Here is a 12,131-nt window from a genome sequence, read left to right as displayed (position 1 = left end):
AAAAACCTCAAAAAAATTGCGATATGGGCAGGGATTGAAGTGAAAGAAGATGAGAGAGAGACAAAAGAGATTAAAAAAGAAAATGATGCTAAAAATGAAGGGTAGATACAGCCCATCGCGCGAAGCAGTAAAGAAGCGGCTGGGGGAGGGTGTGGGCTTGCACGAGGCGAGCGGCTGGCGCGGGTATCGCACCGAAGGCGATGTCATTCACATGGGCGCAAGGTTGTATCATTATCCCACCGCGCGCTTCCTCTCCGCCGATCCCCTCGGCCACGCCTCAGATATGAGCCTCTACAGTTACGCGAATAATGATCCGGTGAATGGCGTGGATCCGACGGGACGGCATTCGAGCGGGTTGACGAGTGGGATCTCTGGTTTTAATCCGACGAGTAGTAGTTTTTATTCACAAGGTTTTATCAATAGTGGTTATTTTTTGCCAGCGGCATCATATAATTCTGTTCAACCATATACATCATATAATGTTTCATCAGGAAATTTCATAACGAATATGATTATGAATACTGTAGACTATGTCTATGAGATGACTCGGGGCCATAGTGCTTTAACGAATTTAAATCTGGGGGGAGGTTATATCCTTAGTATTTTAAGTGGTGATATCTTTGATCGTCAGACCGATTTTGTAACAGGGGCTAGAGCCACTAGCGTAAATGGGATTTTAGTAGATCAAAAATCTGGGTTAGAATTATCACAAAGCGTCTCCTCAGCGATCAATCGACCTACGAATCACGTGGTGAACAATTCACATTGGTTTGGGATAGGAGATGTAATCCAAGTGGTAGGAACGCAACTCGGCGCAATCGACATTACAGCTATCAGAGCGGTTCAATCGATAAGAGCTAATAACGGAGGTGTGGTGGTTGCCCATAGCCAAGGGACGATGATTGTTAATCGTGCTTTGGATTTATTATCTCAGGAAGTAAAGCGTAATATTGATTTTGTGGGAGTAGGTGGTCAGACAGCGATCAATACGGATCGCGGATTAAATAGTGCGGTGAATGTATGGCATAATAGCGACCCGGTGACATGGGCGCAGGTAATTCCTAGCACCTCTGAGGGAAATTATTATCAGTCACCAATTGTCACTTTTGGAGAGGGTGGTTTTAGCGTAGGAGCACATAGCTTTAATGATGTCTATATGCCGTATCTTAAGGAGCATATATTTCCCAATTTGCCAAAGTAAGCAGAAAGAATAGAGTGTTATATGGCCAAAATAACAAAAGGGTGTATAGGATGTTTAGCGGTGATTGCGGGAGGAATAATGTTGTTGGCAGTTTTTATCAATATTTTCTTAACTAGCACCACTGATCTGAGTAACCAAGAACCGTATAAATCAGATGTCTATAAAGATTATGTGTTGATCGAGGATATGTATCTGATTTATTGCGATGGTTTTTTGGGATTAACGTCTTTTGTATTTGATCCTACTGTTCCCAAAGAAACATCAAATAAATACGTGGGATTGACGATAAATAACAATCAGATACTAGCTGTGATCCCCAGAGGAACGATAATGCGACTGGAGAAAGTAGAAAGATATGCAACGATAGGGCACAGTTACGTGAAATTCTTGATGAGAATAAAAGACGGTGAAAACGAGAAAAAACTCGTAGATGCGAGATTTTTGGCCGAAGGTAAATGGGAAGGCAAAATAGGCGATATTAATGCACACACTAAATATCGCTTAAGTGAAAAATACATCAAGCCTGTAGAAAGATAAAATAGAAAATTCGCGACAATGATTTAGACGAAATATACAAATCATTTCACATGATTAGTGGCTTGGAATCGTGGATCGAGGAAGGAAGAGAGAGAAGAAACCATCATGGACTTTCGCTTGGTAATCCAGTAGTTCTAAGTAGTAGAGGCTCTTGGTTTTCTCGTGGACCTTAAAATATTCTATGTGGAAAATAATGGATAAATTAATAGGCTGTTTTTTGTGTGGTTTATATTATTATGTTTGCTTGTTTTAACAGCCATGTTTATTGTATAAAACTAGAGTTTTATGGCATATATATTTATATATAGTTTATAAAATCTTTTATATTGTTAGTATAACTAATTTTTATTATAAATTCTATATTAATGTATTACAGGTTTTCTAAACTTCAAATGATTCAGCGACACAGATAAAATAAAATCTTTTCTACCAATAATAATTTTTCTTGGATTTTTTATTTTTACGGGTATTATAATATATCTTGAGCATACATATCCTGCGCAATTTCCAATTCGAGATCGTTGAGGTATGATGATGAACGCAATCCGAACAACATTATTTTTGATTTTTATAAGCATCGCCTTGATATACGGGCATAATCTTGAATCAAATTGTAATATAGAGCGACTTCTCTCGTTTCATCCCCTCGGCCACGCCTACAGTTACGCAAATAATGATCCGGTGAATGGCGTGGATCCGACGGGCAGGGCTTTCTATGGATTTGAGGGGACGCATTATCCTAAGCCAGACGGAAGCCAGACCGTAGTTCAACAATTAGTGGAGAATTATGCAGGTGTTAATGCGCATTACTTTTCCGGTGTAGGAAGCCCTAACGAAGGAAAAGTAGAGGGAATGACAGGATTAGGCGTGACAAGTATAGCTAATGCTGCCTACAATCAGATAGTGCAGAATTACAATAATGGCGATACAGTGATCAACATGGCAGCATGGAGTCGTGGAAATGTGAGCATGATGCAAGCAGCCGATAGGATCTATAAAGAAGGTATACCTGATTTGAGTGCAGGGACAAAGATTGAAGTTAGTTACGCAGCCTATCCAGGTGGAGTGAGTAATATCAAGATTGTGCCCAATGCATATTTAGTGCCTCCTTACAGCAATGAAAAGATCATCACCCAAATGCACATGATCGATCCGGTGTATGCTATGGGATTACCTTATGGTGATATAGATATTGGGTATACAAAAACCATTCCGCCGAATGTGAATGAAAGCTTTGTTTATATAGCTAACAATAAGACGCCAATAAATTCCGTAAAAAGCTTTTTTATCGCGCCTGGCGTTAATAATCAAACAATTCCTCAAGGTATAGATAATTTTATTTATTTTAATGGTAATCACGCTGATTTAGGCGGAGCTGGAAATACAAATGTAAAATCGCAAGTTTACAACACCATAAATTCTAATAGTTATGGTATGTTTAATCATGTTCCAGAAAGATTTTATGGTGGAGCTAACATGGGGAAATGAAAAGTCTGGACATATATAGTATGAAAAAAAATCCAGATCACGGACAGATAATAAAACTTTTTTTAGGTAGTTTGATTTTGTTTCCATGTGTTGTCTTCTTTTTTTTGAAAGCATACGCTTATGATTTTCCAATGTTCGCCGGTATAGGATCTATTGGTTTAGTATTTAGCGCAATGATTGCGTTAAATATTCTGAGAATGTATATATACATATCTAAAAATAAAATAGTTTTTATTGATTATTTGTTTGTAGCTTTAAATCTTGGAATAGCAGTCTTTATTTATTACACATTATTTATTGATGGAGGTTTTTGGCATAGATTATACATCATTATTAAGGATTATATTTAATGATAAAACTTAAATCCCATTTTATTTTCTATCCTATACAAATCATTTTTACTCTATTTATAATTGTAATATTTTCATTTTTTAATGATGATCAATCATTAGCTAATCAAACTATAGTATTTTTATTATGGACTTCATTTATAGTATCTGTTGGTTTAGGTTTTTTAATGTATATACATGCTTTGATTTATTTTTATAAAGAAAGTAAGTTGCAAGTTATTATTGAATTTAGTTATATATTATGGCCTGTGTTGTTATTTATAAAGTGAGACCGCTGCAAAATACCCCTTTCCATTTATTTAAACAAGAAAAAAAGGATAAGAAGCACAAAAAAGAGGCAAGAAAAAGCTTTGAAATGGAGGATGGCTGAGATAGCATCAATATCATAACCCATTATCCACAATGAGAAAACAACCTAAAAAGCAACTTGAACTCACCGACGCTCCCGTTCCCCACATTGAAAACAAATTCCTCGAACAGATCGAAACCCTCATCGACTGGACACCGATCGTGACCGAACTCTAAAAGCTCCACACCGCACAATTTGGGCGCCTCTACTACGACCCGCTCATCTGCTTTAAGATGCTCCTGTTACAGCACTTTCACAACCTAAGCGACCCCCAATGCGAAGCCATGATCAAAGACCGCATCAGCTGGAGAAAATTCATCGGCATCGGACTAAACGACCCCGTTCCCGACGGCAGCACGCTAGTCAGATTTCGGCAGCGAATGGTAGGTAAAAGCATCGAGACCAAGCTCCTATCGATCGTCAACGAACAACTCAAAGCCAAAGGCATCCTCATTCGCAAAGCCACGATCATCGACACCAGCCTTATAGAAGCCTCCACACGGCGACCGAAGCAAGGCGAAGAAAGCGACGACGAAGACGCCTCCTACACCATAAAAAACGACGAGATCCACCACGGATACAAAGCCCACGTCGCTGTCGATACCACCACCCACATGATCTGCGACGCAGAGATGACGACGACGAGCACGCACGACAGCCAAGCGATGGAACGGCTTATCGACGAAGACGATGAATCGATCTATGCAGACAAAGCGTATGCCGGAGCCCCGATCCAAAAGCTCCTCAAGAAGAACAACACCACCAGCTACATCCTGAAGAAAGCCCAACGAGGCAAACCCTTAACATCGGTAGAAAAAGCCATGAACACACTCTATTCACGCACCCGAGTGCGCGTAGAAAAAATCTTCGGATATTGGAAACGAACCCTTGGGTATAGACGGGTAAGATATAGAAAATTGGGAAGGAACCGATTAGAACTAGAAATCAAAAGCATCTGCTGGAATCTAACGCGTTGGCTAACCTTAAGCCAACCCCAAAAAACACCCGTATAGAACACAAAAACAACCCCAAACCACCAAAAAACACATCAAAACCAACAAAACCAAGCTAAAAACCCCATCCACAACACCCATCACACCCTACCCACTTAACATCCCATGCCCCTCACATCCATTAAAAAATCAAATTTTACCCCCAATCAACCCATCATTCACATTCTACCCATTATTCAGCGGTCTCATGTTTACAATGCTATAGACAACAATAGGGGCGGGCTTTTTAATTATAATTACAATGTAAGCTCGGGTTTGGGAAAATGAAAAGTGCTTTTCTATACTATGTATTATTGCAAATATTTGGAATTATAAATATAATTCTGATTACATTAGTTTTGTATAATGGAACGTTATTTTTTAGTTCTAATACTAACAAACTAGACTTGACAATAGGAGTAGCAGCCTTAAGTGGATGGGCATGGATTGTGTATTTTTTAATTGTAAGTTTTATTTTTATGACATCACTAAAACGTTTTTTTGTCAATAAAATAGTATATATGTATATTAAAAGCTGTGGATTGATTTTTATTTCATACATCCTCGTATATATAGGTTTTGTAGTGGATATATTTAAAATTTAGAACAACAGAGAAGTATCACGATGGATTGGAAAGAGACACGTTATCTGGGTTACGGCCCCTCGCGCGAAGCAGTAAAGAAGCGGCTCGGGGAGGGTGTGGGCTTGCATGAAGCCAGCGGCTGGCGCGGGTATCGCCTCGAAGGCGACGTCATTCACATGGGGGCGAGGCTATATCATTATCCCACCGCTCGCTTTTTCTCCGCCGATCCCCTCGGCCATGCCTCAGATATGAGCCTCTACAGTTACGCGAATAATGATCCGGTGAATGGCGTGGATCCGAGTGGGAGATTTTTTGAGTCGATGGGTGCTAATGAAGCTTTTGGAAATGCGCCAAAAGGAAGCACGGCTGTGTTTGCCAATCAACTGAATAAAGAGTTTGAGGTGGTGGTGAATGCTTTTATTGAAACGCAAAAGAATGTGGTGTTATATGGAATGGGTATGGTTGGAGGTGGTTCGACATTATCGTCAATACCATTCTCTCAAGCGGGCATGAAAGCTGCCATGTCTTACGCTGGAGCAGGCGCAAGTGTGAATATGGCGATAACAGGAGCTCAAGATGTATTTTTTGGAGAGAATGTAGGATGGAAAGATTACATGTCTTCTGCTGTGAGTGGCGCGATGTCTGGATTGATGTATATGGTAACGGGAAATCCAGGATTATCTTCAGCTGCAGGGACGTATAATCAAAATATCATAACCGGTCTATTAACTGGAGAATCTATAGATCCCGTAAGGCTGACTTTTGAAACAAGTTTATCGTATGGATTGGGGATGGGGTTGAGCTATCTAAACACAAACCCATTTACTTCGCTTGTGGGGGGAACGGGAGGTATTCAAGCTGTATCCAATCGAGCGACGACCATGACGATGAATGGAACCTGGAGTGATATGAGTCTGATTACCTCCGCGAAAATTGGTGTGCAATATTTTACTTCAAACATAACCAGTAGTTTTATGGAGGATGTAGGGATTAGCGTATTTGAATCATATTACGATTCACTAAGTTCAAACTACAGTCCATCTATATTCAATAATTCAACCCCTTCATCAAAAAATTACAAATGACTAAATTGAATTTATTTTTAAATACAGAAGCGTATTAAATGCATTAATATATATATTAAATTATACTTTGTCTATTGTTTTAATAGGCTTAACATCTCAGTTTTATTTCCCAGGATCAATTAAAAACTTGAATTTAAACGTTTTTAATTTTCAAATAGGATGCATTGTTGTGATTTTTTATAATTTATTCTACTCATTTCTATATCATAATCGGCCAATTCGTGCTTTTATATATTCCATATTTTCATTTTTACTTATCTATTCTGCGTTGTTTTTTTTTATAATAGGCTTACCATCGTTAATTCATTTGATTATTGGAAAAAAAATTAATGCAAGCGCTTTATTCTTATCGATAATAGCATTTTTTATTTGTTATTTTTTTAAGAACAAAAAAAACATGAATAAGATAACTAAATGGGCAGGGATTGAAGTGAAAGAAGATGAGAGAGAGACAAAAGAGATTAAAAAAGAAAATGATGCTAAAAATGAAGGGTAGATACAGCCCATCGCGCGAAGCGGTAAAGAAGCGGCTGGGCGAGGGAGTGGGCTTGCACGAGGCGAGCGGTTGGCGGGGGTATCGCCTCGAAGGCGAGGTCATTCACATGGGTGCAAGGTTGTATCATTATCCAACTGCCCGTGTCCTCGCCGCCGATCCCCTAGGCCACGCCTCAGATATGAGCCTCTACAGTTACGCGAATAATGATCCGGTGAATGGCGTGGATCCGGATGGGAGATGTGCGAAACAAGTTCCAAGTTATACGGGGAATTTTGTGTCGCCACTGCCGGTAATGAATTATATACCAAAAAGTAATGAAATTTTTAAAATAAATTATTCAGCATCAGAAATTCGAAGTTGGGTGAAAGACGCTGCGGCTTATCATCAGGTGCCGCATATTATGTTGGCGACGATCCTACAGCAAGAGAACTCTCCAAGAGCATCTCTTACACATCAAGCTTTGCAATTTTTTGAAAGGCAGTTGACGACATCGTTTGCTTTGATAGATAGAATATTGTTTGATATTGTTCCCGATAAAATTCCTAACTGGTTTCCATTTATGCCAGATGCAAAGATTGCGGATGGATCATCAGGTTTTACAAACATGTCACGTCCGACACTAGAACATTCTGCTAAATATATAGAAAAGACGTATGACCGTTCACCTATGCCACAGGAAGTGCAAAGGAGAGTATTTGATATTGATGTAGATACACGCATTCCAGGTTTTGATTGGAAGGCCGATTTATATTATACAGCAGGTCACATCAGAGAGCTTATAGATAGAACAACAGGGCAAAAGGGTTTTGACGCCAATAATCTTACAATGGATCAGGCTCAAAAGGTTTTTGAAATGTATAATGGAGGTAAAAAATATGGGGACGATTCAATAAATCTTATTCAAGATGCTGTAGATGGCACTGCTATATTATATTTTTACGAAAAATGACAAATATATTCTTTTTCGGATCAGCAGTATTTATATTATTATTCTTTTTTTTGTTTGTTTGCAGACCTATATCAACAAAGATAAAAATAGTTAAAACTATAGGGTTAGGTTGTTTAAGTATCATATTTATATTTATATTTGGAATTATATCAATGGTGATTTTTGGTAATGAATACATAATACCTGAAGAGTCATCTATCCTTCAATTTCGTGCATTACAGATGAACACAGGATCTTGGGATGGATGGATATATGGGGAAGACGATCGATATTACTACTATGCAGGGAATCATGATTATGATGCTGTTTATGTGATGTTTCCGAAGAAAAAGATAAAAGAATGTGATGGATTTGATCCAATAAATTTTAGCACATGGTGCAAAGAATATGTGTTAATGCCGGGTAAGAAATCATTTATAGGAAAATGAATCTATATAGAATTATTTTATATCTATTGATAAGAAGTGAGCCGGTCTGGAAATATATAATAAAATTGAATTTTAGTAAATCACGGGAGGATTTCTCTCCGCCGATCCTCTCGGCCACGCCTCAGATATGAGTCTTTACAGTTACGCGAATGGGGATCCAATAAATTTTGTTGATCCTACTGGGATGACAGTCTGGGATTCTGCTTTAGGTGTGCTTAAAGTTATTGGTGGAGTTGGAGAGGCGGCTATCGGGTATTCAATAGCGGTTGCTGGTTACGGTAGCACAGTTGCTGGAAATCCTGTGGGACCTCTGATAGGGGTTGGGGGACTTGCTATTGGTGCCCATGGTGTGGACACGGTGCAGGCAGGTTTTTTGCAGATGTTGTCAGGAGAGCCAATGGACACATTTACTTCACAAGGATTGCAAGCAGCAGGACTTTCTAGAGATACCGCAAATCTTGTAGATGCTGGATTAGGTATTATAGGAGGCGGAGCGGGAATAGTAAGTGCCTATAGTAAGGCATCAGCGATTTCCGCGACTAATAATGTCGGCTCAATGAACACTTGGCAAATTCTAGCTACGGCGGATAAGGGAGCGGCCGCTCGAACAACAGCTTCATTTGAGGCATCAGGAGGACACAAGGTCTCTGATTTTGCCCGAGGGCTTGCTGTGAATACAGGAAAGGTGGAGTCAAGCGGATTGCATCTTGGGGTTGCAACTGGATTAGCACTTGGAACACAGGGCTGGCGTGGGATGGGGCTTACAGGATTTGCTGACTTAAATATAGGAGCCGTCTCTGCTGCTTCTTATCTGGGACTCGCAACGAGCCAATCTATTCAATCTTCAAAAAATGGATTCTATAAATAGATCAGACAAGGTCTTGTTTTCATTGACGAGAAAACAAAGATTGATTAATCCCATTGAAAGATTAATAGGGATTTTGTTCTTTTACATGGTGATGCCTACTGTAATATTTTTTGCGATAATAAAGTCAACACAGGCCTCTGCATTACCCAAACCCTATTATGTGTGGATCTTCCTTTTTATAGCAATAGCAGCAGTGTCGATGATGATTTTGTTGGCAACCAGATCCATGGTTGCATCTTTCTATCAGTCCATATTTGCCAAGCAATATATAAATACTATTCAATTTCAAGGTGATCAGATACATTTTGGAGTTGATGGGATTCAATATTCATGGCATATAGAAATGCTGGGTATATCGAAAGGTTTTTATGGTGTATTAGTGTTGAGAAATATTCCGCTTGCGCAAGCAATCATTATTCCAGAGAGTGCTATTTCATACGAGGATTTGAAAAAAAAGTTAGAAAAATGATGCTGCTGTCATGGGCGCAAGGTTATATCATTATCCCACCGCTCGCTTTTTCTCCGCCGATCCCCTCGGCCACGCCTCAGATATGAGCCTCTACAGTTATGCGAATAATGATCCGATTAACCGCATCGATCCGACAGGACGCCATTCGAGCGGGTTGACGAGTGGGATCTCAGGATTCACAGGCTTATCGAGTCTCGGATTAAGTGGCAGCAGCAGTTATTCCAGTAGCAGTGGCTTGCAGACGATGTTGGCTCCGATGCAAAAGTCAAACAATCTGTGTGCTGCAATAAGTCAGTCTGCTATTTATGCGGGATCAGCAATTGTTAGTGCAGTGGGGATTATTCCGCGAGCGATGTTTGGGGGATCTTATGAAAATCCAAATGCTTATGGGCTGGGTTACGATTGGTTGAGCGGAAGAAGTGAGAGGCAAAGGACGTTTGGGGAAGATTCTTATCTTACTCAAGAAATTCGATCTTCATTGGAGATTACTCATGTAAGAATGACGATCTATAATCAATTATCCAATGGAGATGACATTACAAATCGGTTTTCTAGAAATCTAGCAAATATTTCTGAAGCACAATATTTAAGCTCTTTTGCTAACGATGTTTTTGGAATGGGATTAACTAACAATAGTAATCCAACTCGTGGCTTATTGGGAACTTATCAAGGATCAGTCGGTGTGGTTTCATTGAAAGATCCGCAAACAGGGGTTGGATTGGCTATTATTAATTATCAAGTTGACAATACGATGTCTTGGGAGTCGGCTTTAAGAAAAAGCCCATCAGCGGGTGGCTATGATCCTAGTAATCCTAATCCGACGTGGATACCTGCTTCCAATGATATGTTTGGGAAAGGTGGTTTTGGACATAATGTGGACGTTACTCTTCAATGGAGGGAGGTTATTACTTATCCGACTGTTTTTCAAAAATAAGTTTATGAAATTTAAATTACTGATACTTGCGGGATGTTTCATTTTCAGTAGCTGCATCAAAAACGCGCCTCCTATTAATCCTGATGATGTTGTTGGAACTTATGTAGGTGAATATGGGAAAGAAAAAGAATGGAAAGAAGTGATCATAATCAAACCCGATGGAAGTTATCAGCAGCTAGTTTATCAATCGGGGGAGCAGTTATATGATAATCAAGGGAAATGGAAGGCTCTTTATCAGGGAGTGGAGTTTTCGGATTTTATTGTTCTTATGAGAGGCTTTGGTGAAGTTGGGTATCCTGAAAAAACGGCGTTTTTTTCAGCCGTCTGGTCAAATTATCAAAGTCGCAAGTGTTTGGCATTTGATATTGATAATGACTATGTGGCGTGTGAACGGAAATAAAGAAGAATAGGATAATTGCACTATGGAATAATGGAATAGCCATCGTGCTTATAAATGATGGCGATGAGTTAGGAAAAAGAAAATAATGTTAATAAAGAAAAGTAATCACAGGCCGGCTTGCGAAGCAGTAAAGAAGCGGCTCGGGGAGGGTGTGGGCTTGCATGAAGCCAGCGGCTGGCGGGGATATCGCACGGAAGGCGATGTGATTCACATGGGCGCAAGGCTGTATCATTATCCCACCGCGCGCTTCCTCTCCGCCGATCCTCTCGGTCACGCCTCAGATATGAGCCTCTACAGTTACGCGAATAATGATCCGGTGAATGGCGTGGATCCGAGTGGGAGAGCAGGATATTTCATTGATGGGACGTGGTATAATGCAGCAGGGGGAGCGGATAATGCCCCTCCAAGCTTGTTACCGCAGATGGCTAAGGATTATGTGGGGAACGGATATTATTTTGCTGGCCCTGGTGGAGATAATAAGGATAGAATCAGTGGTGCTACGGGCTATGGCGTGAGCAATATATCGAACCAAGTTTATAACAAAATAGTCGAAAATTATAACGCAGGAGATACGATTATCAACATGGCAGGATGGAGTCGTGGCAATGTGAGCATGATGCAAGTAGCTGATAGAATTTATAACGAAGGTATTCCTGATTTGAGTGGAGGGACAAAGATTGATGTTAGTTACGCAGGCTATCCAGGTGCAGTGAGTGATATCAAAGTAGTGCCGAATGCATATCTAGTGCCTCCATACAGTAATGAGAAGATTATTACCCAAATGCACATGATTGATCCTGTGTATGCAATGGGCTGGCCATACAACGATATAGATATCGGATATACAAAAACGATCCCGGCGAATGTGAATGAAAGTTTTGTATATATAGCGCAGCAAAATACAGTCTCCAACACTTTAAAAGATAGGCTTATTGATCCAGCTATCAATAACCGAACTATTCCTTCAGGCATTGATAATTTTTATTATTTTAATGGTATCC

The 12,131-nt window shown here is 39.8% G+C and carries 15 protein-coding genes and 1 pseudogene; 15 read left to right on the top strand and 1 reads right to left on the bottom strand.

Annotated features, from left to right (window positions below):
• The first annotated feature begins 94 nt into the window (after positions 1 to 94).
• The 14 genes and pseudogenes from NZM04_08140 to NZM04_08075 all read left to right on the top strand — a co-directional run bounded on the left by NZM04_08140 (position 95) and on the right by NZM04_08075 (position 11,130).
• Positions 95 to 1,201, top strand: coding sequence for an RHS repeat-associated core domain-containing protein (locus NZM04_08140; GenBank protein ID MCS7063991.1), 1,107 nt, complete (start codon positions 95 to 97; stop codon positions 1,199 to 1,201).
• A 21-nt stretch (positions 1,202 to 1,222) separates the two neighbouring features.
• On the top strand, positions 1,223 to 1,738 hold the full coding sequence (locus NZM04_08135; GenBank protein MCS7063990.1) for a hypothetical protein: 516 nt from the start codon (positions 1,223 to 1,225) through the stop codon (positions 1,736 to 1,738).
• Between the two features lie 528 nt (positions 1,739 to 2,266).
• Positions 2,267 to 3,226 (top strand): hypothetical protein, encoded by a 960-nt coding sequence (locus NZM04_08130; GenBank protein ID MCS7063989.1) that lies wholly within the window; start codon positions 2,267 to 2,269, stop codon positions 3,224 to 3,226.
• A gap of 20 nt (positions 3,227 to 3,246) precedes the next feature.
• Positions 3,247 to 3,576 (top strand): hypothetical protein, encoded by a 330-nt coding sequence (locus tag NZM04_08125; GenBank protein ID MCS7063988.1) that lies wholly within the window; start codon positions 3,247 to 3,249, stop codon positions 3,574 to 3,576.
• Between the two features lie 402 nt (positions 3,577 to 3,978).
• Complete coding sequence (locus NZM04_08120; protein MCS7063987.1) at positions 3,979 to 4,101, top strand: hypothetical protein; 123 nt, start codon at positions 3,979 to 3,981, stop codon at positions 4,099 to 4,101.
• A gap of 30 nt (positions 4,102 to 4,131) precedes the next feature.
• A pseudogene (locus tag NZM04_08115) lies at positions 4,132 to 4,938 on the top strand (IS5 family transposase).
• Between the two features lie 604 nt (positions 4,939 to 5,542).
• Positions 5,543 to 6,586: a hypothetical protein gene (locus NZM04_08110; protein ID MCS7063986.1), complete on the top strand. Its 1,044-nt coding sequence runs from the start codon at positions 5,543 to 5,545 to the stop codon at positions 6,584 to 6,586.
• A gap of 127 nt (positions 6,587 to 6,713) precedes the next feature.
• Positions 6,714 to 7,082: a hypothetical protein gene (locus tag NZM04_08105; GenBank protein ID MCS7063985.1), complete on the top strand. Its 369-nt coding sequence runs from the start codon at positions 6,714 to 6,716 to the stop codon at positions 7,080 to 7,082.
• Positions 7,027 to 8,031: a hypothetical protein gene (locus NZM04_08100; protein ID MCS7063984.1), complete on the top strand. Its 1,005-nt coding sequence runs from the start codon at positions 7,027 to 7,029 to the stop codon at positions 8,029 to 8,031. The genes NZM04_08105 and NZM04_08100 overlap by 56 nt, the downstream gene beginning before the upstream one ends.
• Complete coding sequence (locus NZM04_08095) at positions 8,028 to 8,459, top strand: hypothetical protein (GenBank protein ID MCS7063983.1); 432 nt, start codon at positions 8,028 to 8,030, stop codon at positions 8,457 to 8,459. The genes NZM04_08100 and NZM04_08095 overlap by 4 nt, the downstream gene beginning before the upstream one ends.
• A gap of 79 nt (positions 8,460 to 8,538) precedes the next feature.
• Positions 8,539 to 9,327, top strand: a complete 789-nt coding sequence (locus NZM04_08090; protein MCS7063982.1) for a hypothetical protein — start codon at positions 8,539 to 8,541, stop codon at positions 9,325 to 9,327.
• The gene (locus NZM04_08085) at positions 9,311 to 9,796 is read left to right on the top strand and encodes a hypothetical protein (protein MCS7063981.1); all 486 of its coding nucleotides are present in this window, start codon (positions 9,311 to 9,313) and stop codon (positions 9,794 to 9,796) included. The genes NZM04_08090 and NZM04_08085 overlap by 17 nt, the downstream gene beginning before the upstream one ends.
• Before the next feature lie 10 nt (positions 9,797 to 9,806).
• On the top strand, positions 9,807 to 10,730 hold the full coding sequence (locus NZM04_08080; GenBank protein ID MCS7063980.1) for a hypothetical protein: 924 nt from the start codon (positions 9,807 to 9,809) through the stop codon (positions 10,728 to 10,730).
• Between the two features lie 4 nt (positions 10,731 to 10,734).
• Entirely contained in the window at positions 10,735 to 11,130 is a 396-nt protein-coding gene (locus NZM04_08075) for a hypothetical protein (GenBank protein MCS7063979.1), read from the top strand.
• A gap of 88 nt (positions 11,131 to 11,218) precedes the next feature.
• Here the strand turns inward: NZM04_08075 and NZM04_08070 are convergent, their stop codons facing one another.
• Entirely contained in the window at positions 11,219 to 11,404 is a 186-nt protein-coding gene (locus tag NZM04_08070; protein MCS7063978.1) for a hypothetical protein, read from the bottom strand.
• Between the two features lie 9 nt (positions 11,405 to 11,413).
• On the opposite strand from NZM04_08070, the gene NZM04_08065 reads away from it, so the two are divergent.
• Positions 11,414 to 12,131 (top strand): DUF2235 domain-containing protein (locus NZM04_08065; GenBank protein MCS7063977.1); only part of this gene is annotated, 718 nt, incomplete at its 3' end.

The organism is Candidatus Methylacidiphilales bacterium (assembly GCA_025056655.1).
In the GTDB taxonomy this organism is placed as follows: domain Bacteria; phylum Verrucomicrobiota; class Verrucomicrobiia; order Methylacidiphilales; family JANWVL01; genus JANWVL01.
The sequence above is the reverse complement of the archived record's forward strand: the minus strand, read 5'-3'. Positions and strand labels throughout refer to the sequence as shown.